The 25,586-nt window shown below is 37.2% G+C and carries 25 protein-coding genes, 1 riboswitch and 1 other annotated feature; of the genes, 10 read left to right on the top strand and 15 right to left on the bottom strand.

The window, feature by feature from the left end; all coding sequences use genetic code 11:
- Positions 1–2: 2 nt before the first annotated feature.
- Both LG329_RS12460 and LG329_RS12455 read right to left on the bottom strand, forming a co-directional pair.
- A complete protein-coding gene (locus LG329_RS12460) occupies positions 3–1,334 on the bottom strand; it encodes a sensor histidine kinase (RefSeq protein ID WP_404451149.1) in 1,332 nt (443 codons plus the stop codon).
- A 2-nt stretch (positions 1,335–1,336) separates the two neighbouring features.
- Complete coding sequence (locus LG329_RS12455) at positions 1,337–2,023, bottom strand: response regulator transcription factor (RefSeq protein WP_404451148.1); 687 nt, start codon at positions 2,021–2,023, stop codon at positions 1,337–1,339.
- Positions 2,024–2,230: 207 nt separating this feature from the next.
- Between LG329_RS12455 and LG329_RS12450 the strand changes: the two genes are divergently transcribed.
- Positions 2,231–3,544, top strand: coding sequence for a S1C family serine protease (locus LG329_RS12450; RefSeq protein WP_404451147.1), 1,314 nt, complete (start codon positions 2,231–2,233; stop codon positions 3,542–3,544).
- Positions 3,545–4,446: 902 nt separating this feature from the next.
- Positions 4,447–5,277: a hypothetical protein gene (locus LG329_RS12445; protein ID WP_404451146.1), complete on the top strand. Its 831-nt coding sequence runs from the start codon at positions 4,447–4,449 to the stop codon at positions 5,275–5,277.
- Positions 5,278–5,378: 101 nt separating this feature from the next.
- On the opposite strand, the gene LG329_RS12440 is transcribed toward LG329_RS12445, so the two are convergent.
- The 5 genes from LG329_RS12440 to LG329_RS12420 all read right to left on the bottom strand — a co-directional run bounded on the left by LG329_RS12440 (position 5,379) and on the right by LG329_RS12420 (position 10,446).
- Complete coding sequence (locus LG329_RS12440; RefSeq protein WP_404451145.1) at positions 5,379–5,585, bottom strand: zinc ribbon domain-containing protein; 207 nt, start codon at positions 5,583–5,585, stop codon at positions 5,379–5,381.
- 141 nt (positions 5,586–5,726) lie between these two features.
- The gene (locus LG329_RS12435) at positions 5,727–6,341 is read right to left on the bottom strand and encodes a TraR/DksA C4-type zinc finger protein (protein ID WP_404451144.1); all 615 of its coding nucleotides are present in this window, start codon (positions 6,339–6,341) and stop codon (positions 5,727–5,729) included.
- Between the two features lie 80 nt (positions 6,342–6,421).
- Positions 6,422–6,871 (bottom strand): GNAT family N-acetyltransferase, encoded by a 450-nt coding sequence (locus LG329_RS12430; RefSeq protein WP_404451143.1) that lies wholly within the window; start codon positions 6,869–6,871, stop codon positions 6,422–6,424.
- 69 nt (positions 6,872–6,940) lie between these two features.
- A complete protein-coding gene (locus tag LG329_RS12425) occupies positions 6,941–7,984 on the bottom strand; it encodes a ribonucleotide-diphosphate reductase subunit beta (RefSeq protein WP_404451142.1) in 1,044 nt (347 codons plus the stop codon).
- 227 nt (positions 7,985–8,211) lie between these two features.
- Entirely contained in the window at positions 8,212–10,446 is a 2,235-nt protein-coding gene (locus tag LG329_RS12420) for a ribonucleoside-diphosphate reductase subunit alpha (protein WP_404451141.1), read from the bottom strand.
- Positions 10,447–10,566: 120 nt separating this feature from the next.
- A riboswitch (cobalamin riboswitch) is annotated at positions 10,567–10,769 on the bottom strand.
- Positions 10,770–10,909: 140 nt separating this feature from the next.
- Between LG329_RS12420 and LG329_RS12415 the strand changes: the two genes are divergently transcribed.
- Entirely contained in the window at positions 10,910–11,785 is an 876-nt protein-coding gene (locus LG329_RS12415) for an NAD(P)-dependent oxidoreductase (RefSeq protein ID WP_404451140.1), read from the top strand.
- A gap of 1 nt (position 11,786) precedes the next feature.
- On the opposite strand, the gene LG329_RS12410 is transcribed toward LG329_RS12415, so the two are convergent.
- The 4 genes from LG329_RS12410 to LG329_RS12395 form a co-directional block, all read right to left on the bottom strand.
- A complete protein-coding gene (locus tag LG329_RS12410) occupies positions 11,787–12,086 on the bottom strand; it encodes a hypothetical protein (protein WP_404451138.1) in 300 nt (99 codons plus the stop codon).
- A 1-nt stretch (position 12,087) separates the two neighbouring features.
- Positions 12,088–12,774 carry a class I SAM-dependent methyltransferase gene (locus tag LG329_RS12405; protein WP_404451137.1) on the bottom strand — a complete coding sequence of 229 codons (687 nt, stop codon included), beginning with the start codon at positions 12,772–12,774 and terminating at the stop codon, positions 12,088–12,090.
- A gap of 307 nt (positions 12,775–13,081) precedes the next feature.
- On the bottom strand, positions 13,082–13,558 hold the full coding sequence (tnpA, locus tag LG329_RS12400; protein ID WP_404451136.1) for an IS200/IS605-like element ISOih2 family transposase: 477 nt from the start codon (positions 13,556–13,558) through the stop codon (positions 13,082–13,084).
- A 187-nt stretch (positions 13,559–13,745) separates the two neighbouring features.
- Complete coding sequence (locus LG329_RS12395) at positions 13,746–13,943, bottom strand: cold shock domain-containing protein (RefSeq protein ID WP_404451135.1); 198 nt, start codon at positions 13,941–13,943, stop codon at positions 13,746–13,748.
- Positions 13,944–14,331: 388 nt separating this feature from the next.
- Between LG329_RS12395 and LG329_RS12390 the strand changes: the two genes are divergently transcribed.
- On the top strand, positions 14,332–15,306 hold the full coding sequence (locus LG329_RS12390) for a rhodanese-related sulfurtransferase (RefSeq protein WP_404451134.1): 975 nt from the start codon (positions 14,332–14,334) through the stop codon (positions 15,304–15,306).
- A 75-nt stretch (positions 15,307–15,381) separates the two neighbouring features.
- On the opposite strand, the gene LG329_RS12385 is transcribed toward LG329_RS12390, so the two are convergent.
- Positions 15,382–17,295, bottom strand: a complete 1,914-nt coding sequence (locus LG329_RS12385; protein ID WP_404456648.1) for a TRAP transporter permease — start codon at positions 17,293–17,295, stop codon at positions 15,382–15,384.
- A gap of 120 nt (positions 17,296–17,415) precedes the next feature.
- Positions 17,416–18,426: a TAXI family TRAP transporter solute-binding subunit gene (locus tag LG329_RS12380; protein ID WP_404451133.1), complete on the bottom strand. Its 1,011-nt coding sequence runs from the start codon at positions 18,424–18,426 to the stop codon at positions 17,416–17,418.
- Positions 18,427–18,687: 261 nt separating this feature from the next.
- On the opposite strand from LG329_RS12380, the gene LG329_RS12375 reads away from it, so the two are divergent.
- Positions 18,688–19,167 carry a glutathione peroxidase gene (locus tag LG329_RS12375; RefSeq protein WP_404451132.1) on the top strand — a complete coding sequence of 160 codons (480 nt, stop codon included), beginning with the start codon at positions 18,688–18,690 and terminating at the stop codon, positions 19,165–19,167.
- Between the two features lie 127 nt (positions 19,168–19,294).
- Here the strand turns inward: LG329_RS12375 and proS are convergent, their stop codons facing one another.
- Positions 19,295–20,734 carry a proline--tRNA ligase gene (proS, locus tag LG329_RS12370; protein ID WP_404451131.1) on the bottom strand — a complete coding sequence of 480 codons (1,440 nt, stop codon included), beginning with the start codon at positions 20,732–20,734 and terminating at the stop codon, positions 19,295–19,297.
- A gap of 48 nt (positions 20,735–20,782) precedes the next feature.
- Positions 20,783–21,005 (bottom strand) — a binding site (T-box leader).
- A 45-nt stretch (positions 21,006–21,050) separates the two neighbouring features.
- Positions 21,051–21,587 (bottom strand): GNAT family N-acetyltransferase, encoded by a 537-nt coding sequence (locus LG329_RS12365; RefSeq protein WP_404451130.1) that lies wholly within the window; start codon positions 21,585–21,587, stop codon positions 21,051–21,053.
- 275 nt (positions 21,588–21,862) lie between these two features.
- Here LG329_RS12365 and LG329_RS12360 point away from each other — a divergent pair, with 275 nt between their 5' ends.
- Genes LG329_RS12360 through LG329_RS12340 form a run of 5 tightly spaced genes read left to right on the top strand, consistent with a single transcriptional unit; the run spans position 21,863 to position 25,576 of the window.
- Positions 21,863–22,402 carry a hypothetical protein gene (locus LG329_RS12360; protein ID WP_404451129.1) on the top strand — a complete coding sequence of 180 codons (540 nt, stop codon included), beginning with the start codon at positions 21,863–21,865 and terminating at the stop codon, positions 22,400–22,402.
- A 27-nt stretch (positions 22,403–22,429) separates the two neighbouring features.
- Positions 22,430–23,392, top strand: coding sequence for a DUF6897 domain-containing protein (locus LG329_RS12355; RefSeq protein ID WP_404451128.1), 963 nt, complete (start codon positions 22,430–22,432; stop codon positions 23,390–23,392).
- Positions 23,393–23,421: 29 nt separating this feature from the next.
- Positions 23,422–23,562: a hypothetical protein gene (locus LG329_RS12350; protein WP_404451127.1), complete on the top strand. Its 141-nt coding sequence runs from the start codon at positions 23,422–23,424 to the stop codon at positions 23,560–23,562.
- 1 nt (position 23,563) lies between these two features.
- A complete protein-coding gene (locus LG329_RS12345; RefSeq protein ID WP_404451126.1) occupies positions 23,564–24,919 on the top strand; it encodes an arsenic transporter in 1,356 nt (451 codons plus the stop codon).
- On the top strand, positions 24,920–25,576 hold the full coding sequence (locus tag LG329_RS12340; RefSeq protein WP_404451125.1) for a DUF2642 domain-containing protein: 657 nt from the start codon (positions 24,920–24,922) through the stop codon (positions 25,574–25,576).
- The last annotated feature ends 10 nt before the right edge of the window (positions 25,577–25,586 follow it).

Below are 25,586 nucleotides of genomic sequence, written 5' to 3'. Positions count from 1 at the left end.
TGTTATTTTTCTGGGAATGCAATAATAAATTTAGCACCACCAAGATCTGAAGTGCCCACTGTAATATTTCCACCTGATTGTTCCACGATAGCTCGTGCGATCGCTAGGCCAAGCCCGGTTTCACCTTGTTTACCTTTAATGAAACGGTGAAAAATCTGTGGCATTAAATCTTTATCTATACCTTCCCCATCATCTTCAATACTAATTGTAATCATACGATTAATTTGCCTTACATTGATCACTACCTGTGATTTTGCATGGCGGATTCCATTAAAAGTGATATTTAGAAAAGCGCGTAATAATTTTTCGGGATCCGCTTGAATACGTAACTGCTCATCAACTTGATGTAGAAGTTGAATTTTCTTTTCATTTGTAATTGGCAATGCCCGGTCTAATACTTGATCAACTATATCCTTTAATAAAATAGTTTCAGGTTCATATGAGGTTTGAGCACTATCTAACTTTGCCAACAAAATCATTTCATTAATAATTTTCTTTAACCTGTTTACCTCATTAACCATTACTTCTAATCCTTTTTCCTTTTCATTTGGATCAAATATTCCATCACGGATTCCTTCCGCATAACCCTGTATAGTCATTAATGGTGTTTTTAATTCATGACTGGCATTTTGAAAAAATAGTTGTTGTGATTTCATATATCGTTGTAATTCATTTGCCATTTCAAATACACTTTTTTCTACTTCCTTTATTTCACCAGTAGCCTTAATTGGCTCAATCTTATCAAATTGCCGCTTCTCCACTTTTTTCAGCTGCCATCTCAACCGCGTTAGTGGTGTAACCAATTTATTTGTAAAAATATAACCTAAAATAACAGCAGCTACTGCACCAATTACAAAAACAATAAATAGCTTCTTAATAAAATCCTGTTGAACTGCTTGCAATTCATTTAATGGCGTTAATAAAATCAGTTCAAGACCTGTACCTTCTGGGTAAAAAAGAATTCGAGAAGTTACATACTTAGCATTCCCTAAACTCCATAATTCTTTATCCATATTTGAAAAGTCGTTATCAGACAAAAAACCTTCCACAACTTGTTTAGACATGGTTGAATCTAGAATATGGTTCTGGATTCGGTCATATAAAATCACTTGCAAATTTTGGTCCTGTAAAAACCCACTAAATTGATCAACATTCGCTCGCCCATTTTCTTGGTTCAGTATCTGTAAAAGCAGTTCACCTTTTTGTTCCAATTCTGCTTTTTCATCCTGAATTAGTAAGTCAAGAATTAGTGAATAGATAACAAACCCAGTTACAGACATGATAACTAACAGTAATGTCGTGAATGCAATATTTAACTGATATTGGAGTTTCATACTTATTCCTCTTCGCTACGCAGACGATATCCAAATCCCCAAACTGTTTCAAGTTGAATATCATCCAGTTTTTTCCGAATACGTTTTACTAAATCATCAACCGCTCGGTCACTTCCAAAATAATCATTTCCCCATATTTTAACCAGTAGTTCTTCTCTAGCGAATGCTCGATTTACGTTTTCAGCAAATAAAAGTAACATATCATATTCTTTCGTTGTTACTTCAATTTCCTGTCCCTTCCAAAACAGGCGACGATCATTTTTTCGTACCAGGAGATCATCTATCTTAACTTTGTCCACATCTTGTTCCGTTTCTTGATTTGCTGGCCTCGCTCGCTTAAATAAACGCTTCACACGTGCAACCAATTCACGAGGACTAAATGGTTTCGTTAAATAATCATCTCCACCCAATTCAATACCAAGAATCTTATCAATTTCTTCATCTTTAGCAGAAATAATAATAATTGGTACATCACTTTCTTCTCGTACCTTTTTACAAAAATCATATCCATCCATTCCAGGAAGCATAATATCTAAAATCCACATATCAGGAGGTTGTGTTTCCCATAATTGCCAGGCATCCTCAGCAGAACCCAACACAGTTATAGTAAAACCCTCTTTTCTTAAATAGGCAGAAACAATATTTTGGATGTTTATGTCATCCTCGACAACCCCAATATGATAATTCATGATAAACCCTCCTCCTTCACTGCATATGTATAATTATATTTTTACATAAGTCAGGGTTTGTGCATAATGATATGGAGCACAAATGCTTAGAAATATGTATATTACATACTTTTTCCACATTCTTACCAAAATCATGCCAAAGAACGCATGTAGAATTTGGAGTATAGAAAGAATATAGACATTAAAACAAAAAAGGGTGATAAATTCATGGAACGGTATGATAATAACAATCATGACGAAAATCAAATAGATGAAATTAACCTAAAGGATGACGAACCTCAAACTAGGTACGAACGAAGAGAAGCTGATCCTGGTTTGACTAAACCAAATCAGCCTTCAAAAAAGAAAAAGGAAGCTAAACCTAAAAGGTCTGGTGCAGGTGTATTATTCGGTGGTCTAATTGGGGGAATCGTTGCAGCTGTTGTTGTCGTATTATTATTCACTAACAACATTATTCCATTAAACAATAATAATGCTGGGAATTCATCCTCCACTCAAGATAGTGGAACACCTGAAATTGCCCAAACAGTTGCTACTGGCAATACGGACATAGCTTCCAATATTGAAGAAGTATCCAAGGCAGTTGTAGGTATCACTAACCTTCAGCAAAAAAGCGCATGGGAGCCTAGTCAAAAAGTAGGATCTGGTTCTGGTATCATCTATAAAAAAGAAGACGGAAAGGCATACGTTGTAACTAACCATCACGTGGTAGAAGGTGCTAAAGAAGTAAATGTTGTCTTAAATAATGATGACCGAATTAAAGCAAAAGTGTTAGGATCAGATCCATTAACAGATTTAGCTGTCCTGCAAATAGATGGCAAAAAGATTGAAACAGTAGCGAAATTAGGTTCATCTGAGGATGTTAAGGTCGGTGAAACAGTAATAGCAATTGGTAATCCACTTGGTATGAATTTTGCCAACTCTGTTACTAAAGGAATCATTAGCGGGAAAGAACGTTCAGTTAGTATCGATATCAATAAAGACAAACAACCTGATTGGGTTACAGAAGTACTTCAAACAGATGCAGCAATTAATCCAGGTAATAGTGGTGGAGCACTTGTTAATTCTGATGGCGAAGTGATTGGCATCAACTCCATGAAAATTGCTAAGGAAGCAGTGGAAGGTATCGGCTTCGCTATTCCAATCGATACAGCGATTCCAATCATGAAGCAATTAGAAAATGAAGGAGAGGTTGCTCGTCCATATATTGGAATTAGCACCGCTTCCCTTCAGCAAGTTCCTGTTCAATACAGAGGACAGATTGAACTACCAAAAGATGTTAAAGGTGGAATGGTGGTTGCGGGGGTTCAGCCAGGTTCTCCAGCTGCCGAATCCGGACTACAACAGTTTGATATTATTACCAAAATCAATGGCCAACAAATAACATCTATTCTTGACTTACGTAAATACCTGTACACGGAAACAAAAATAGGTGACACTGTTGAAATGGAAGTTTATCGAAACGGTAAAGCACAGACGATTGAACTGACACTGGTAGAACGCGAACCACAACAGCAATAAATTGATTGAGAGGATGATCCAATTTGGGTCATCCTTTTTTGGCAGTTAAGAAATCCTTTCTTACTGTATAAGTGCAACTAAGGCTTGGCGATAAGCCAAGTTTTCTAATTTAAAGGTTTATAGGAAATCGATATAATGGAAGACAGTTAATAATTTGATCAAGGGTTGATTAAAAGAAGGCTGTTTTCGTAAAGATTGTTGCTTTTGAGAGAATAGATATATATACTGCGACGTAACTGCTGGTTGATTTCCAATGACATGTGCTATTGCTACCGTCCAGGATCGCTCCGGGCAGATGCTTTCCGCGGGCACGGCCTTAGCCTCCTTGCCCCGGCAAGGGGTATGCCGACGTTGTCCGCAAAGGACGGTTTTAGTCGGCCTTCATCATCGACCACTCTGCGGGGTCTTCGGACACGCGCTGTTCCCGCAGGAGTCACCGCCCTCCACTCACCTGAACTGGCAAAGCTATTACCTAAGCATTCTTGGTCATTTCTTTCAACTAATGAATAGCTGTTATTGGCAAAAATTATACCAGCAGCCCGTATACACGTAGACTTCTGCGGGAGGACAGGCATCGGTGAGACTACGCAGTGCGTTAGCACAAGGAGGCTCACCAGCCGCCCGCGAAAAGCGAAGTGTATACGGGCTGCGGCTGCCTTAGTAACTTGTTTCCATTATCATTACTACAGTTCTAACTCAGATAGAAGTTATGTCGCAGTTTATATCAACTATGAAGATGAAAAAGCAACAATGCGTACGAAAAGAGCCTAAAAGAAAAATAATAAATTAATCTGCGCAATAATTATATTTTATAAAAAAAAATACAAGGATATTTGCAAACAATGTCGAACATATATATAGTCACTAGTACATATATACCTATAATTAAAGGAAGTGAGTTTATGCAATGTCCAAATTGCTTTCAGCAAACAGAGCAGGGTAAGTTCTGTACGAACTGTGGTGCGTTGATTACACAGAATGAATCAGCAGTTGCTGAGGAAGCAAATGAAGTAACAGCAATAGTGGAACAACAAGAATCAACACAACAAAACAACGATCAACCAAAACAAACAAATGAAGCAGTAGAAAAGTTAAAAGAATCCGCTTCTAACTTTGGTCACTTTTTTCTAACGCTTTTAAAAAAGCCAAGTGACGTAGACCGCGCTAATGGAAATGATCTTGTATCCGGCATCATATCTATCGTAATTTATTCCCTGTTGTTTGCGTTAGGCTATTATTTAATGGTCGATAGTCTTCTTAATACATTTGGGAATATCGGTGGGATGTTTGGTGGCCCCTCTCCACAATCTTTACCATTTACAGATGGGTTCTTATGGCCTTTCCTTAAATTTACTATTTTATTTGCAGTTATCATTTCTTTAACCTTTGTCGCCTTAAAGTTGACTGCCAGTGAGTATTCATACCAAGCAACTGTTGCTAAATTTGGTGGCTACCTAATACCATTTTTGTTATTACTCGTAGCAGGTTCCATTCTAACGTTAATTAATCTTTATTCCATTGGTATAATAGTAATTTCTGTTAGTGTACTTGGGGCTCTTTTATTAATCCCAACATTTATTTTATTTGATCAGCCAACACTAGGCATTGACCGTATTTATTTATTAATTGTGATATATATCCTTAACATTTTAGCTGCCAGCCTAATTTTGCAATCCATTTCAACATCTATCATCAATTTAATGAATCCATTGGGTGGCATTATTGGTCAGTAAAAACTGGTTTTAAAAACTCTTGTCTGATTTTCGACAAGAGTTTTTAAATATGTAAGGCAAGTATAAAATATCGATTCGCTTGCCCTTTTGTCCTTTTGTTCTTAACCGAAAAATAGATCAAGTATGTTACTACCCGAAGAGCTTTTCTTATTATAAAATTCCGAGTAACCACAGTTTTTACAGTAGATTACGATGAATTGATTATGTTGCACATCGAACATTTTTGATAAACCTGTCCCTGACATCGCAACCTCTTTTTGATCAGCATCTGTACTTCCACATTTTAAACAACCTTTATTATCTCCCATAAAACCACTCCTTTATTATATATACGAAAAAGTGTGAAATTTAGTTTCACTTATTTGCTTGCCCAAGCCGGTATTGCCCTTTATGGACTTGTTCTGTAGACATGAAAAAGGCTGGAGAATCATTCTCCAACCTTTTTTCAATCATTCATCTCGATGACCATCAAAGGTTGCCCTACCAAGTCCTTCTGCATCATCCACGATTCCTATATTTTCATCACTGTTGATATACATTTCATTATAGTCATCATAATCATGATTCCCACCAAGATCGGAAGGAGTATCGGATGAGCCATACCTTCCAACATCCTGCCATGCGTCTTCCCTGTCATATCCAGTTTGTGTTTCGTTTGTGTGTTGATGAAGATCAGGTGTTAAAATATCCTCTTCAACGGGGCGATACGTAACAAACCCCGCCCTGTTGGCATGGGTAAAGCACTGATCCGCTGTTATAACCGCTTCTAATCGCTCAAGTGGTATGTCATTTCCACATGTTCGGCATATACCATACGTACCTTCCTCAATGGCCGACAATGCTTCATTGATTTCTTTAAGTTCAATTTCTGCATGCTGCGACAATGCTTGGTCTCTTTCCAGATCAAACATTTCCGTCCCCATATCAGCTGGATGATTGTCATAATTGGAGAGCTCTTGATTTCTTCTGGAATATTCTCCTTCAGACTCCATTTGATCAAACAATTCCATCTGTCTTTTTACTAATTGACTTTTAAAATTTGATATTTGCTCACTTGAAAGCATAGTCTTTTCCCCTCCAAAATAGATGCAAATTAGTGCTACCTATAATTTGTGCAAAAGACCAGTATTCATGCGGTTAAAAGCTATTGGTTTTTTCCCCAAATCATGTCAATGTGGGGAATATTATCATCTAAATAAACAGTTGAGGTCTGAATAAATCCTAGTTCTGAGTAGAACCTATGCAGGTATTCTTGTGCTTGAATTTTTATTTTATCCTCCTGCCATTCGTTCACTACATATTGAATTGCTTTTTCCATAACTAATTTAGCATACCCATTACCACGGTACGATTTCGTAACTAAAACTCGGCCAATTGATATTTCATCATACTTCGTTTTACTTGGCAAAATCCGTACGTATGCAGCAATCTGATTGTCGATTGTTAAAAAATAATGCATAGCTGCCTGGTCGTAGTTGTCTATCTCCTCATAAGCGCATTCTTGTTCAACAACAAACACATCTACTCTTGCTTTCATAATGCTATATAATTCATCATTTGATAACGCTTGAAACTCCTTTACCTTCCAGTCCAAATCAGATCACCTTTTTTTCTTTTCATAATAGCAGAAAAGCAGCTCCTATACTAGAAGCTGCTTTCCCTATTAAAGGTCATCAAATCCATTATCACTATAGTTTACTTTTGTATATTGTCTTGGTTTTTGTTCAAAGAAATCCGATTTTCCAAGGTCTACTTCCTCATATGCTTTAATCCAGCGTAAAGGATTTTTCCTGTATTCTGGGTATGGTCTTTCGTAGCCAAGCTGCTTACATCGAATGTTAGCATAAAACTTAATATAAGCTTCTACATCCTGAATATTAATCCCGGTAATTTTATCGCCAATAATGTAGTTTGCCCATTCAATTTCCAGCTCTGCCGCTTCCTTAAAAGTTTCGTGAACAAAGGAACTCATTTCATCTGAATCATATTCCGGGTATTCAACTAATACCTCTTTATAAATTTTCACAAATAAATCTACATGTATTTGCTCATCCCGGTTTATATAATTGATCATCGTAGACGTAGCGACCATTTTTTGATTTCGGGCTAGATGGTAGAAAAATGCAAAGCCGGAGTAAAAGAACAGCCCTTCCAAAATGACATCATAGACAATGGATTTCAACAAACTTTCCACTGTTGGATTTTCCACAAACTCTTTATATCCATTTGTAATAAAGTCATTCCGCCTTTCTAAAACAGGCTCACTTCGCCAAAAATCAAATACCTCATCCTGTTTCGACTTTGAAACTAAGCTTGATAAAACATATGAATACGAATGATTATGGATAACTTCTTGCTGTGCCAAAATAATCATCAGCGCATTTAAGCTTGAATCCGTTAAGTAGTCAGCTACTCTTCCTGCATAATCAGTTTGAATACTATCAAGTAAAGCCAACAACCCAATTATTTTGAGAAAAGCCTCTTGTTCATCATCTGTAAGTGTTTGAATTTGTTTTTTATCCTGTGCCATATTTATCTCAAATGGTGTCCAAAAATTCCCCAGCATTTTTTTATATTTCGGATATGCCCAAGCGAATCTGACATCATCCCAATTTAAAATATTAGAGCTTTTGCCATTAATGATCTTTGTCGAACGATTTGGTGCTTGCTTGTCCATGATTGTGCGAGTTTGAATCGATGAAGACATTATTTCCCCTCCTATTTTACTGTTTAGCGTACTATAAAATTTTGTAACTGTGGATAACTGATCTACCTAGTCAGCCACGTCCAGCTCCAGCGCCCATTGCCTAGTGCCCTTCCGGCACCTCCTTACGATAAGTCAACATCGAATCGCTTACGCTCTTCGTGTTTCCTTTATCTCATACGGTTCCGTCCAGGTCATACGGCAATAACCAGGCGCTTGCGCTTTTGTTCTTAGCTGGAACACGATTCACATTCTTCAATTTCCGATGATGTAGACCGCAAGTAGTATGTTGTTTTAAACCCTGACTTCCAGGCCTGTAGATGGATATCTAACAGTTCGCGCGCCTGTACACCATTTGGTACATATATATTAAAGGAAATACCTTGGTCAATATGTTTTTGACGAGCGGCATTTTGCGCAACACTCCATTGCTGGTCAATTAAATAAGCAGATTTATAATACCACGTTGTTTCTGGGCTTAAATCAGGTGCAGTAACTGGGATTTTAAAGTCTTTTTTCTCTTCTGAGTAGAATTTTCTAAAAATCGGATCAATGCTAGCTGTGCTCCCAGCGATTAAAGAAGTCGAGGAATTCGGTGCAATAGCCATTAAATAACTATTTCTTATGCCATGCTTTTGTACGTCCTCCTGCAGTTTATCCCAAGCTAATTCCGAATCTACTTGATTCACATACCCTTTACGTTCAAAATATTTTCCGGTGTGCCATTCCGACCCATCGAAAAGTGGATATTCCTCTTTCTCTATAGCCAAATTCATACTTGCATGGATTGTTAAAAACGCAATCTTTTCATATAAACGGTCTGCATATTCAACGGATGCAGCACTTTCCCATTTCATACATTTCTTCGCCAATAAATGATGCCAGCCAAACGTCCCGAGTCCTATCGCACGATAGCGTTTATTCGTATATTCGGCCTGTAATACTGGGATATTATTTAAATCAATGACATTATCCAGCATACGCACTTGGATTGGTATGAGTTTTTCTAATACATCATCCACCACTGCTCGTCCCAAATTAATGGAAGATAAATTGCATACAACAAAATCGCCTGGCTCTTTCGTAATCATAATTTTGCCGTCATTTGTTTGCTGATCGATGAACATCGTTGGGCTTTGGTTTTGCATAATCTCTGTACACAGATTGCTACAATAAATCATGCCTATATGCTTATTTACGTTTTGGCGGTTTACCTCATCACGATAAAATAGAAATGGGCCACCTGTTTCTAGCTGACTCTTCATAATACTTTTCATTATTTCTATCGCCGGAACTGCTTCTTTAGAAAGATTCGGATTTGCAATACATTCTGCATATTTTGCACGAAATGATCCATTCTGATTTTCTTCATCGTAAAAGTCTTCTAGCGAATATCCCATCACTGTTCGTACCTCATGTGGATCAAATAAGTACCAGTCATCTCTTGCTTCAACTTTTTCCATAAATAAATCTGGTAACGTTACACCAGTAAATAAATCGTGGGTTCGAAGTCGCTCATCACCATTGTTCAGTTTGGCATCTAAAAATGAATGAATGTCTTTATGCCAAACATCTAAATATACGCAAATTGCACCTTTTCGTTGTCCTAATTGATCCACACTAACTGCTGTATTATTCAGCTGTTTCATCCATGGAATAACACCTGAAGATGCGCCCTTAAAACCTTTAATCATGCTTCCGCTACTACGTATTTTCCCTAAGTAAACACCGATTCCACCACCATTTTTTGATAAATTGGCAATGTCAGTATTACTGTCGTAAATACTTTGCAGACTATCATCCAATGTATCAATAAAACAGCTGGACAATTGTCCATAGCTTTTTCCTGCATTTGCAAGTGTTGGCGTTGCAACCGTCATATATAAATTACTCATTGCCCAATAAGCCTGTTCTACTAATTCCAACCGTTTGTCCTTCGGCTCCTTTTGCATGATCGTCATTGCAATAATCATGAATCGTTCTTGTGGTAATTCAAAAATTTGCTTCTGATAATCCTTTGCCAGGTAACGGTCGGCCAATGTTTTTAGTCCGATAAAAGTAAAAAGCTTGTCACGTTCCGGTTCGATAACTTTTTCCAGGTGATCGATTTCCTCTTTCGAATAGGTATGTAGAAGTGCTGGGTCATATATTCCAACTTCCGTTATTTCGTTAATTAAGCGGTAAAGAGATCCATATTTTTTTTCATAATTATAGTTACGGTTGATTGCCGCTTGCTTGTACAACCACTCCGAATATATAGTTGCTGCCACGTATGTCCAGTCAGGATTTTCCTCATCTATGTTTGCTAGTGCCTCTAATGTGAGCTGATTCACCCATTCTTCAGTAGAGACGCTTGCAGTGGTACCTTTATTTAGAAATGCTTGGATAGGAATAGATGGAAACGACCCCTCTAACTTTTCTTCTAAAAATCCCTTCCAGTTTTTTGGTCTTATCGCAGTTTGCATAGCTGTACAACTCCTTTTTAAGATATTAAAAAACCGTCCATGCCACGCGGCCATGAACGGTTAAAACGACAGAAAGATCCACTTCTCCATCGTTTCGTATTCTTTGGCCCCGAAGAATTGAAACTTTTCACAAGACTTGGCAGGTTTCCTGACTTATGTGTTAATCTACTTGAGCTCCTTCCCGTATCAATGCCGTTAAGCTAGAGATGCAGTGGAAAATAATCTCGTTCGTCCACATTTACAGTTGCGGGGACAGTTCTGGTTTTGCACCAGATTCCCTATTAAGGCCATCAACATTGGCCACCAACGCTTGTAGGATAAAACTATATATAGTATGTGTTTTTTAAAAAATGAACAATATATTGTGTTTAAAGGCTACCATAGGTTGGAAATGATTGCAATACTTCTGGTTAAAAAAGGTATATACTATGACATGTCGAATTAGTAAATAGGAGGTTTTATAATGATGCATACAAATAAAACAATAGGATTTATCGGAATTGGTGTAATGGGGAAAAGCATGGCGAAGAATTTGTTGGATGCAGGCTTCCCAGTACATATTTATACACGTACCAAGGAAAAAGCTAAAGTACTTGTTGAAAAAGGTGCTGTTTGGAAAAAATCTGTGGATGGGCTTGCATCTGATGTAGATGTAATCATTACAATGGTCGGGTATCCAAGCGATGTTGAAGCCGTGTATTTTGGCGGAAAAGGGATCCTGGAAAATGCAAAGCAAAATACATATGTAATTGATATGACGACATCAAAGCCCGCTTTGGCCGAAAAGATATCTGATGAGGCTTCGAAGCGTGGACTTTTTGCACTTGATGCACCAGTATCAGGCGGTGACATTGGCGCACAAAATGGAACTTTATCGATTATGATTGGTGGAGATACTGAAGTTTATCAAGAATTGCTACCACTTTTCGAAGTGATGGGAAGTAACATTATTCATCAAGGGAAAGCGGGAGCAGGTCAGCATACCAAGCTTTGCAACCAAATCACAATTGCATCCAACATGATGGGTGTCTGTGAAGCGATTGTATATGCAAAAAAAGCTGGACTCGATCCGGAAAGAGTTTTAGAAAGCATTACAACCGGTGCTGCGGGTAGCTGGTCATTATCAAACCTTGCACCCAGAATGATAAAAGGTGACTATTCCCCTGGTTTCTTCGTGAAGCATTTTATTAAAGATATGCGGATTGCACTTGAATCTGCAAAAGACATAGGGGTATTAACACCTGGACTCGAGCTCTCGTTAGAACTATACACAGAATTAGCTGAGCTAGGTGAAAATAACAGTGGAACCCAGGCCTTGATTAAGCTTTTTGATAAGTAAATTACTTTTTACGGTTGTCAACTTGCTCTTGCACGATAAATGCTAAATCATCATTACCAAAAAGCTGTAATACATTTAGTACTGTTGAGTCAGGAATTTCTTCTGACTCTTTTTTTGGTACCGTTAATTCAAGCGCTTCTTTTAAAGCATTGTTTTTCATTTGTGATGGATATGCCTGTTCATATAGGTCCTTTGGTTCTAAATCATTGTTTATACACCACTGAGCGTATATCAAGATCATCATTTTTTCATCGTTTTGATAGCTCTCGATAACTTTGTCTTCCATTTCTTTTCGATCCACTTCATTCACCTTCTTTTCGTAACATAAATACCCATAAAAATGTTAAAGCCTGTTTTAAATCTATTGGTAAACCCTCATGATTCTGCGCCTTTATCCCATCCCGATAAACACCAAAACCATCTATATATGTAAAATTATTTTCCTGCGCAAGTTTTTGAAACTCCCATGGCATCATCGTATTTGCAATGGCCTTTTCGCCATATACTCGTGGATAACTATGTGTACGTGGTCCTGCAGTTGGCCCCAGTATACCAACACAAAGAAATCCATCTTTTTTTAAGACGCGTCTCAACTGCTTAAGTGCATTTGCCGGAACTTCTGTCCACTCCAAAACATTGATCGACATAATCCCATCACAGCTTTCCTTTTCGAACGGCAAATTCATGACATCGCCCTGAATGAAGGAAATTTCATTACCGGAAATCCGTTCCTTAGCCCGGGTAATCATTTCACTAGAGAGATCCATACCAACAACATCATACCCAGTGTTATACAATTTATAGGAACCATATCCATCCCCACAACCGATATCGTACACTTTACTTCCTTTTGTCATATGTTTTTTAACAAATGGAATTATATCTTTCCTACTTCCATTATCCCACATATTCACACTACGATCATTCCAGAACTGTGCCCGATTATCCCACTGTAATTCTGCTTCCTTATTCCAATTGAACGAAGACATGGCAAAACCTCCATACTAATTTATTCTACCTTCATTATAACCTAGTGGGTTTAGATAGGAAACTGTATAACTATCCCCATTATCGTCCTTTAAAACCTTAGAAAACTTGGCTTATCGCCAAGCCTTATTAGTTGCACTTATGCAGTAAGAAAGGATTTATACTTTCTTAAATGCAATCAAAACCACCAGTGTGAACTGGTGGTTTGCTCTGCGGCTAAAAGCCTCTGTTGCCGGCCTCGGCTTAAAAGGCCCACTGAATGGTTTTCCCTTCTGCACCACACTCACTCGCTGATTCTAAAAGAATCTCTTATTTCTTTTTATTTTTCTTCCCCGTGAACGGATCAAATTCTTCAAATAAAGTTGACTGATCACTCATGTAATCCTCTTTAAGCTGATTTCGTATATATTCTTGGATTTGATTTTGATTTTTATTTCTTCCCACCGTATCTACAAAGTAGCCTCGACACCAGAACTTTCGATTGCCATATCTATACTTTAAGTTGGCGTGACGGTCAAAGATCATTAAACTACTTTTCCCTTTTAAGTAACCCATGAATTGAGATACACTCAATTTTGGTGGTATACTCACCAGCATATGGACGTGGTCCCTGCAAGCATTTGCTTCGTGTATTTCAACATCTTTTCTTTCGCAGAGTTCTCTGATTATTTCTCCTATACTTTTTTTATATTTTCCATAGATAATTTGTCTTCTATATTTTGGTGCAAAAACTAAATGATACTTACATCTCCACTGCGTGTGTGCTAAACTATTCTTGTCCTTCATTGGACATGCCTCCTTCTATGGTGAGATTTGGTGGTCGGGAAACCAACCTTATCTTACCACGAAGTGAGGCTTTTTTTGACCCCACGCTAGAAGCTCTCCGGAACCCCCGGCATAGCCAGGGGTTTTCAAAGACCATAAAAAAAGGTTTACCTCACTTAAGTGAGATAAACCTTCTATTTATTATCTATTATAGTTGAGTTACATTAGCTGCTTGTGGTCCACGGTTACCTTCAACGATTTCAAATTCAACGTCTTGACCTTCTTCAAGAGTCTTGAAACCTTCAGATTGGATTGCTGAGAAGTGTACGAATACATCGTCTCCATCCTCGCGTTCGATGAAACCGAATCCTTTTTCTGCATTAAACCATTTTACTTTACCAGTCATTAAAATGACCTCCTTATACAAATATCGTGCAAAGTAATTGAATCATAAATACTTTTACACCACTTTGATAAGAGATCGTAAAGTATTATTCAAACTCCAATTTCCTTTTGCACCTTTAATTTTACCTTTTCCCAAAAAATAATGCAAGTTATTCTGTTGTTTTTTTAAAAATGAAACCTGTATAAAGATGCTCGCTTATGTGAGCTTCTTATTTATTCCCCTCTTACCTTTAAAACACGTCTATACATCCTTCTACAGACGGGTTGCACTTCTATTACAAGTTGAAAAATCCGGCAATCACTGATAAAATAGTTCCTTGCAAGAATATAAAAGAAATGACTACTATGCATTTGTATCTTGCAAATATAAATGATAGGTGGTAACGAAAATGCCAAGCACAAAGGAATATCAAGTATTATTGTACTATAACTATGTACACATAGATGATCCGGAACAATTTGCAATGGATCACTTGCAATTTTGTAAGGATTTGGAATTAAAGGGTAGAATTTTAGTAGCACAGGAAGGTATAAATGGAACTGTATCTGGTACCATTGAACAAACACAAAAATACATGGACGCGATGCACAACGATCCACGATTTGCAGAAATGACGTTTAAAGTGGATGAACACGATGGTCATGCTTTCAAAAAAATGCATGTACGTCCACGTAATGAGTTGGTAACACTTCGTCTAGAAGATGATGTTAATCCAAAACAAACAACTGGAAAACATTTAAATCCAAAAGAATTTTTTGAAGCTATGCAGGACGAAGATACAATCGTATTAGACGCTCGCAATGATTACGAGTTTGATCTAGGACATTTTCGAGGGGCCATCCGTCCTGAAATCGAAACGTTCCGCGATTTACCTGAATGGGTTCAGCAGAACAAACACCTTATTGAAGGAAAGCGAATTTTAACCTATTGTACAGGTGGGATTCGTTGTGAGAAGTTTTCAGGCTGGTTAGTTAAAGAAGGTTTCGAAGACGTAGCACAGTTACATGGCGGTATTGTTACGTACGGAAAAGATCCTGAGGTACAAGGAGAACTATGGGATGGTCAATGTTATGTTTTCGACGAACGAATTGCTGTTCCAATTAATCGTAAAGAACATGTTGTCGTTGGCGTAGATTATTTTGATGGTAAACCATGTGAACGATATATAAATTGTGCTCATCCTCCATGCAACAGACAAATGATTTGCTCTGAAGAAAATGAACATAAGTATTTACGTGGTTGTTCACACGAGTGTCGCACAAGCCCTCGTAACATGTACGTCCAGGAACATGGACTAACAGAAGAAGAAGTACAAGAAAGATTAAATAGAATTGAAGAAGAAAAAACATCTCAAACTGTATAACAGGTAAGGACCAGGCTTTTGTGTCTGGTTATAGAAATAGGGTAGATCAGTATAAACACTGATCTACCCCTTTATTTATGACACGGATGATTGTTGACCTGTCTTATTCGATTTATTTCTTGTAAATTGAATTGCAGCAATTGCTCCAAATATTACAAGTCCAACTAGTGAGAATTTCAAATCTGGATATACCAGCAATAATCCTCCTCCAAATAAAAATATTCGCTCTAACCAGTTTACCGATTTAACAAAATAACCGATCATACCTGAACTTATACTCATCATTCCTAGCATGGCTGTAATTACAGCTATCGATACATTCATCACATTTGCATCTCCCTGCAATAGAAGAATTGGCTGTGATACAAACATATATGGAATGATAAATGCTGCAATGGCTAGTTTAACCGCTGTAACTCCCGCCTTCATCGGGTTCGCACCAGCTATACCAGCCCCTGCATATGCTGCTAAACATACAGGTGGAGTAATATCAGCCACAATACCGAAGTAGAATACAAACATGTGTACTGCAATTACAGGCACATCAAATGCTAATAAAGCAGGTGCCGCCATTGTTGCTGTAACTACATAGTTCGCTGTTGTTGGTAGTCCCATCCCCAATATAATACATGCAATCATGGTGAAAAACATTACTAAGAAAAATTGTCCTTGTGCAAGATCAATAATTCCACCAGCAATTTTCGGTCCAAGCCCAGTAGTTGTTACCGTACCTGCAATAATACCTGCTGTCGCACAGGCCGCAATTACAGGTAATGCCGTCCTTGCACCTTCTTCTAATATCTTAATTATCCCTTTAAAAGATAAACGTGTATCTTTACGGAAAAAGCTAATTACAAATGCAGCTCCTATTGCAAATAACGCTGCATATGTCGGTGTGTATCCTACAAGTAGGAATCCAATAATAATAATAAGCGGTATAAACAAATCCAATCGTTTCACAAGATTTTTCGTTTTAGGAAGCTGATCTTTCTTAAGACCTAAAATCCCCTGTTTACGAGCTTCAAAATGTGTCCCCATAAATACTCCTGCAAAATATAGGACTGCTGGGATAATTGCAATAACAATTATTTCGTTATATGGTATACCTGTGTATGAAGCCATTATAAATGCGGCCGCTCCCATGATTGGAGGCATAATTTGTCCACCAGTTGATGCTGATGCTTCCGTAGCAGCTGCAAAGTGTGGTTTAAATCCTGCATTTTTCATCATTGGAATCGTAAATGAACCAGATCCGACTGTATTTGCAACAGAGCTACCACTTACCATTCCTTGTAAGCCACTTGCTGCTACCGCCGCTTTTGCTGTACCACCTGTATATTTTCCTGTTAATCGAAGTGCAATATCATTAAAGAACTGTCCAATATTTGTTTTAACTAACATAACCCCGAAGAATAAGAACAAATAAATGTATGTGGATGAAATTTGAATTGGAATACCAAAAATGGAGCTTGAACTAAAGAACATTTCTGTAGCAAGCGAAGGCCAGTCATATCCGGCATGTCCGATAACTGGAATATATTGACCAAGCAAACCATATAGGAGAGCTACTATAGCAATAATAACAATAGGTAAACCTACAACACGTCTTGTTGCTTCTAAAAGTAATATTATACCCGCCGTTGCAACAAATTGGTCCATATACGTAAACCCGAATATAATTGCTTCATTAATCAATCTATCATAGCTATATATAATATAGAAGTTTGTAAATAATGCCGCCAGTGCTAATAGAGCATCATACCATGGTACACCTCTCCGTTTGGTCATGGACGACTTTATTGGATAAAGTAGATAAACCAAACTTAATCCTGCCCCTAAGTGGATTGCCCCTTGGATCAACGAGACTTTCGCTCCATAAAAAGCAGTGTAGAGTTGGAAAATGGTTAATGCCGCACCTACTATCAGGGTCACCCAACCCCAAGGTCCTAAATTTGTCCGATATGCACTCTCTTTATCATATTTTGCCATCAATTCATCTTTATCTATTTGTTGCGTATCTTGTGTAGCCAATGATTAAACCTCCGTTCCCTCTACTTTATTAGTGAGGAGAAAGAACCGGACATAACCGCCCGGTTCTTTCTATTTCCTTTATTCAATAATTCCTACTTCTTTAAAGTACTTTTCTGTACCAGGGTGTAATGGTAAATCATCACTAACACCCGTTAATGCACTGTCTTTCGTAATTAGTTTTGCCTGTGCAATTGTCATATCTCCTGATTTTTCATATAACGTTTTTGTAATTTTATATGCAAGATCTTCACTTATTTGTTCTGTTGAACCTAAAAGTAATGCCATTGCTGTTACAGTTTGGACTGGCTCAGTTTGCCATTCGTAAGTGCCAGGTTCAACTGTGTATGCTTCGTATTGACTTTTTTCCGTTACTTCTTTTAATGCATCACCTTCGATATCAAGGAACTTCACTTCATTAGTAGCTGCTGCTAGTTCATCTGTTGTAGAAGATGGAACACCTACAACTGCGAATGAAGCATCGATTGTACCATTTTGCAGCTTACTTTTCGCATCGCCAAAACCTTCTTCGTACGCTTCGAAGTCGCCCTCTTCAATTCCGTAAGCTTTTAATACTAATTCAGCTGCCTCACGAGTTGCTCCACCTGGAGGCCCAATAGCAACTTTTTTACCTTTTAAATCTTCAATAGACTCGATTCCAGTTGACTCAAGTGTAACAACTTGAAGTGCTTCCGGATAAAGTGAACCGATTACTGCAACTTTATCAGTAGTTTTTCCTTCAAATTCACCTGTTTCATTAATAGCATTGATCATTGTTGTATTTTGTGCGATTCCTAATTGGAAATCACCTGACTGGATCTTTGCAATGTTTTCTACAGATGCACCAGATTCTACTGAACTTACGTCAAAGCCTTCGACATCGATGTTATCTGTCCATAGATTAGCCATTTCGCCACCTAATGGATAATAGACTCCACCTACACTACCAGTTCCCATGGTAAGATTTGTTACAGGATCTCCACCTTCTCCACCACCGTCACTGCTGCCACCATTCCCACTATCGCCGCACGCACTTAATACCATGCCGATAGCTAGGATGAGCACTAATGAAAATAAACTTTTTTTCTTCAAAATATTGCCCCCTCTATATTTTTTTATCTAAGACATAGTGCTTAACTCCTATGTATTAGATTAAATTGAACACGTTTTCATAATAAATGATAACGTTTTACAAGTATTTTATCCTAATTCATCTAATACTACAAGTTTTAAAATAACTTCCATTCCTTATACTATGCTTGCTCTCACCTTTTTTAGTCATGAAAAATTAATCACACATTTTGACTAGTCTATGTACTGTTGCTATCATTTTTAAAAAGGAGGTCTGTTAAAATGACCATTTATGACTATTCAGCAAAGACACTGATGGGTGAAGAAAAATCATTAAAAGATTATGAAGGTAAGGTTGTTTTGATAGTTAATACAGCAAGCAAATGTGGTTTTACCCCTCAATTTGAAGGACTACAAGAATTATATGATGAATTTAATGGACAAGGTCTAGAGATTCTTGGTTTCCCTTGTAATCAATTTAATAATCAGGATCCTGGTTCAGACGAGGAGATTTCTGACTTCTGCCAGCGAAATTATGGTGTTTCCTTTCCAATGTTTAGTAAGGTTAATGTTAACGGTGATGATGCACATCCATTATTCAAATACCTTACAAAAGAAGCGCCTGGAATGTTAACGAAGCAAATCAAATGGAACTTCACCAAGTTTCTAGTTAATAAAAATGGTGAGGTAACTGATCGTTTCGCCCCACAAACAAAACCGGAAAGCATTAAGGAAGATATCGGAAAGGCACTTAAATCATAATTTATTGATATATCAATCCTCGAGAACGATAATTAGGACCGGGCAAAGTAAAGTGCCCGATCCTTATTATTTCTAGAGAACATCCTCTAATTGGTGGCCACTGACCAGTCGCCTCCGCTTTTCTACTTTAATATGCTTTTGCCCAGTAAACTAATTCTTTTGCTTCTTTTCCACAGCATACACATTTATCGGAGACTTTTTCCTGTTCAAAAGGAATACAACGTGATGTTGCAGATGTTTCCTCTTTAATTTTCTCTTCGCATGCTTGATCGCCACACCACATTGCTTTAATGAATCCAGTTTTTTCATCAAGCGTTTGTTTAAATTCTTCTAAAGTGGTTGCAATAGATGTTTTGTCAGTACGGTGCTGCAGTGCTTTATCAAATAAACTTTGTTGAACTTCTTCTATCAATGTAGCTACGCGAGCTTCCAAATCATTCAATGGAACAAATTCTTTTTCTCCTGTATCGCGACGAACAATTACTGCTTGTTCATTTTCTATATCCTTTGGTCCAATTTCAATTCGAATTGGCACACCTTTCATTTCATGCTCGTTAAACTTCCAGCCAGGTGATTTGTCACTTGCGTCGATTCCAACACGTGCAACATTCTTTAATTGATCACGTAAGTCATACGCTTTATCCAAGACGCCATCTTTATGCTGTGCAATTGGGACGATCATTACTTGTGTAGGTGCAATCCGTGGCGGAACGACTAAACCACGATTATCGCCGTGCACCATGATTAATCCACCCATAATGCGTGTAGATAGCCCCCATGAAGTTTGATGAACAAACTGGCTTTTACCATTTTCATCTAAATAAGTAATATCAAACGCCTCGGCAAAACCAGAACCAAAATGATGAGTTGTCCCAGATTGCAACGCTCTTCCATCATGCATTAAGCTTTCAATCGTCAGTGTATAATTTGCACCTGCAAATTTTTCTTTATTTGTTTTACGTCCTTTAAGTACAGGAATTGCTAAATAATGTTCGACCAAGTCTGCATATACACCAAGCATTTTCTCTGTTTCTGCTGATGCATCTTCATCTGTCGCATGTGCCGTATGACCTTCTTGCCAATGAAATTCAGATGAACGCAAGAATGGACGTGTCGTTTTTTCCCAGCGAACAACATTTCCCCATTGGTTATAAAGCATTGGCAAGTCACGATACGAATGAATATTTTTCGAATAGTAGTCACAGAAAAGTGCTTCTGAGGTTGGACGGACAGCGATTCGTTCAGCTAATTCATCTTCCCCACCATGTGTTACCCAAGCCACTTCTGGTGCAAAACCTTCCACATGATCTTTTTCTTTTTGCAGAAGACTTTCAGGAATGAATAATGGGAAAGCGACATTGGAATGACCAGTATCCTTAATCATTTTGTCCAGTTCATTTTTTATATTTTCCCAAATTGCAAAACCGTATGGCTTTATGATCATTGTTCCACGCACTTGCCCGTAGTCCACCAAGTCTGCTTGCTTTACAACATCCGTATACCATTGTGCGAAATCATCTTCCATTGCTGTAATTTTTTCCACAAATTGCTTATTTTTTTTACCCATTTTATATTCCTCCTTGAAAAATTATAAACGCAAAAAAGCCTCCATCCGAAAAGGGACCGAGGTTTGGTGGTACCACCCTTGTTTACAGGTATAATTCATCCTGTACACTTAGCTTGATAACGGTAAAATACCGCGCACATCTTAGAGCAATACGCTTTTCTGATGGCGAACTTAAAGGCAGGTTCTAGTTTGCGTTTTTAGGAATTCACACCACTCATTCCCTCTCTTGAAAAAACTTTCAAACTATACTAATCCTCATCAACGTTTCGTATATTGTATTTTTTAATATATAACCATGTGAAAATAAAGTCAAGTTCTACAGTCTTAAAGGTCGTTCATACTTGGAAAACAATTCTCCACCCATATCATGTGATCCTACATATGTGAATCCTGCATCCTGATAAAAAAGATTTAACACCCTATTGTGACCAATACAATCCAATCGAATTGACTCAATCTTTTGATCTATATTTTTTATCATCCAAGCTAACAGTTTCTTTCCAATATCCTTCTTATGTTGACCACGTGCAACGACTAATCGATGCACGTATAAAGCCTGATCATTTGTATTGCCCCATAATTCCAGATCCCAATCATTTTGTTCGGGGGAAAGGTTAAAGGAGGCTATAAACTTTCCTTCATCATCTTCTAATACGTATGTTGTCCCTTTGATTATAGCCGCTTCAATCTCATTATTTTCTTTTCCGCTATGTAAGTAACTCCATTGATCAACCCCATTTTCTTTAAGCCAACTAGCTGCATTTGTCAGCATTTTAACTACAGAAGGGGTATCTTCCTTAATTGCCTGGCGGACCTTATAACTAAAGAATTCTTCCGTACTAAATATAAGCATTTGAAAACCTCCAAAACTACATATTTTAAAAATTACCTACCACTAAAAGTTTATCATCAATTAAAAATTTTATCAGGACAAAAACACTGGTCAGTTGAAATACAAGGTAGGGCAATGGTTCATCCCCAAGATTCTATAAAACTCAAAATGAATACTAAACTAGGTGTTTTAATTATTGTCTTCTAAAAGGGCTCATGGCTAGTGCATTGTCATTAGAGGGTGCATATACATGTAGGGAAGTAGCACAGAAAACAAACAAAAGGGAGAGTGTAAGGATGAATTCATCAAATATTAACAAGCAATTGGAAGCATTAAAAGATAAAGTTATTAAGGTTGACCGTGGTGGCCCTAACTCTAGAGTAGGAAAATTAGTTGCAGTCCATGATGACTATATAACTTTGTTAACAAATAATGATGGGGTTCTTTATTATAATATGGACCATATCAAAAGCGTCACCGAAAATGTGAAAGATGGCTTGGACGGGGACGATGTTGACGAAATTGAAGAAGAATCAAGAAACGTTGACTGTAATACCCCCCATGACTTTAGATCATTTCTATCGACATTGAAATACAAGTGGGTTCAAATCAATCGTGGCGGTCCCGCCAAAGTTGATGGGGTAGTTAATGATATTACGGATGAAGTAATTACCCTCGTTCATGATCAAGAAGTCATTCGCGTAGTTGTTTTCCACATTAATAATGTAAGCGTCGGAAATAAACCTAAAAAAGATAAAGATGATGGCAAGAAAGACGACAAAAAAGACGATAACAAAAAAGATGACCATGACAAAAAAGAAAAACAAGACGATTAATATCAAAAGTGAGAGGAGGTTTATGTTTTGAATGAGCATCATAACCTTTTAAGTAATCTAATAGGTCACGAAATTAAAGTGGTATATCCCGGTCCACATACAATAAAAGGGTTATTAGTTGATATAAAAGAAGATTACCTGATTTTAAAAAATGAAAAAGATCTAACGCATTATATAAAACTGGATAATATTAAAGAACTCACAAAAAACACTAAGAATTTAAAGGTACGGGATTTGAGCGATATTAAATTCGTTAATAAGCCTAATTTTGTTGAACTTTTAAAGGCATTTGAAAATGAGTGGTTAACTGTCAGTAGAGATGGAACGGAAGCCATAGAGGGCTTTTTAAGCAATGTGCATAACGTCTATATAACTTTTATCGTCAATGATGAAATTTCATTTATTCCGATTTCACAAATTGCAACAGGTGCAAGCAATTTAGTGAAACAGCCTAAGCAGGAACAGCCATCGAAACATCAAAAGAAAAGCAGTGATCATTCACCTGAACACCAAGACAGTAAAACCCATCAACCTACTAATCAAAGTAAGAATGATAACCCTTCGAGTGAAAGCTCAACGAAAGATAGTAAGGAAGGTAAAGTAAGTAATTATAAGAAGCAAAAGGATGATAATATTGCAAGTCGGTTGAATAAATTGGCAAAAGAAATTACTTCGAAACAACATAAGGAAAGTAATAAGCAAGAGCAAGAACAAACACAAAATACTAAAACCTATCAATCTAAACAAGGAAAGAAAGTAAAACAACAAAAAGAAAAAACAGAATCACAACAAAAGCAGAGTACTAAAAAACAATCCAAACAAGATAAGTCAGTAAAACAACAAAAAGAAAAAACAGAGCCACAACAAAAGCAAAGTAATAAATATAAGTCTAAACAAAAATATTATGATCCAAGAAATGATTTAACGCCCCAACAAGTAATGCGAAATCGCCGCAAGGCCAGAGAAAGAAGGAAGGCTTCGGGCAAGTAAATAAAATATAGTTGGAAAGGAGGGAAGGTATGTTCACCATTTTAGTCTTTATAGCATGTGGATTATCATTTTATACAATAATCAAACCGCAAAAACCAGAACAGCACCAGTATATCCCTTCAAAACAACTTAAAATAACTCCTGCATCTATTGAGCAAAAGGGGAATTAAGATGTTACCAAATGGAACTATTATTACACTTCTTATATTTTCGTTAACCGTCTTGTTCATGTTATGGAAGCCTAGAGGAATTAATGAAACAATTCCTACATCAATTGGAGCTGCTCTTTTACTTTTATTAGGCATTGTACCTTTTCAAGATATTGTTAGTATATTCAATATGGTCAGTGGAGCTTCCATAACTATTTTATCGACGATCGTTATGACGATAGTTTTAGAGAGTGTTGGGTTCTTTCATTGGGCTGCTATCAATATAGTAAATAGATCAAGAGGATCAGGAAAACTACTTTTCTTTTATGTTACCATTTTATGTTTCCTTGTAACTATTTTTTTCAATAATGACGGTAGTATTCTTATTACGACACCAATTATAATCCATATTGTAAAAACATTAAGATTAAGACCTCACCAGCAAATCCCCTATCTTGTATCAGGTGCATTAGTCGCCACAGCAGCTAGCGCACCAATCGCTGTAAGCAATATCGCAAACTTAATTGCAATGAAAATTGTTGGTCTTGACTTAAATGGTTATGTTGACATGATGTTTGTTCCTTCAGTAATTGGGATTATCACAATGGTTTTATTACTATTCATTTATTTTAAAAAGGATATACCTGACAAAATCAATACATCCTTATTCCAGAATGGCATGAAAAGCAACCCATTGTCCACATCCACGATTGAACAAACTATTGATTGGAAGATGTTTTATATTTCGTTAATTATTATCGTCATCATCCGCGTCAGCTACTTTGCACTAACCCCACTAGGCATACCACTTGAGGTCATATCAATTATAGGTGCTGTTATTCTGATTTCCCTTAGGTACTTCCGTTATAAAAAAGGGGGAAAAGATATTATTCTGAAAACCCCTTGGCATATTTTACTATTTGCTTTCAGTATGTATGTTATCGTTTTTGCACTTCAGAACGTTGGTTTAACAGATTATCTGGTTGACCTAATCGGCCCTATCGTTGAATCAAATCACTTTAATGCCATCATGATTATGGGAGTCCTGGTTAGTTTTCTCTCGAATATTGTTAATAATCTACCATCCATCATGATCGGTACATTAGCATTAACGGGTATGGATATAAACCTTCATACGACCCAGATCTCTTATCTTGCTAGTATCATAGGTAGTGATATCGGCTCACTTCTAACACCAATAGGAACACTTGCAACATTAATATGGATGTTTATTTTACGAAAGAATAATATTAAGTTTTCCTGGGGTCAGTATTTTAAAGTTACTATTATGGTAATTCCAATCACTTTGTTTGTAAGCCTGGTTTCTTTATATCTATGGACAGAGTGGATCACATTTTATAAGGAGGGATTATTCTAAATGGATATCCTAAAAAAATATCTACAACAAACAATTGAAGTTGAAATTTCCGGAAAAAAAACCCACTATGGCATACTGCTTGAGATTGGCAGCGATATCCTAGTTATTTATAACGGCGTTGATTTCCTTTATATTCCAAATATGCATATACAAAAAGTTAAACAAAATACTGAAGAAGAGATAGCCATAGATAATGCTGCCGACATCCAAATAAGTGACCAGCTTTCCCTAAGAAAGGTGCTCACGAATGCCAAAGGACTGTTCTCGGAGATTTTTGTAACAGGTACACAGTCCATTCATGGATATGTTACCAGTATACTAAATGATTATTTCGTATTTTACTCCCCAGTTTATAAAACAATGTTTATTCCTTTTCGGCACCTGAAGTGGCTTATTCCTTATCACGACCACCAAACACCTTACTCTTTGGAAAAGGAAATGCTACCGGTAAATCCATCTACAATCAGCGTATCAAGAACACTTGATGTACAGCTTGAGAAATTAATCGGTCAAATCATCGTGATTGATTTAGCACCAACCACAGATAAAATTGGCCAATTAAAAACGATACAAGGAAAATACCTGGAATTAGCGACGGCTCGGCAGGACACTGTGTATGTTAACCTACACCATATAAAAACTATTCACTTTCAATAATCATAAGCGG

Origin of the sequence: Virgibacillus necropolis (genome assembly GCF_044793635.1) — a bacterium.
GTDB lineage: Bacteria > Bacillota > Bacilli > Bacillales > Amphibacillaceae > Virgibacillus_F > Virgibacillus_F necropolis_A.
Note: the sequence above shows the minus strand (reverse complement) of the source record. Positions and strands in the feature narration are given on the sequence as shown.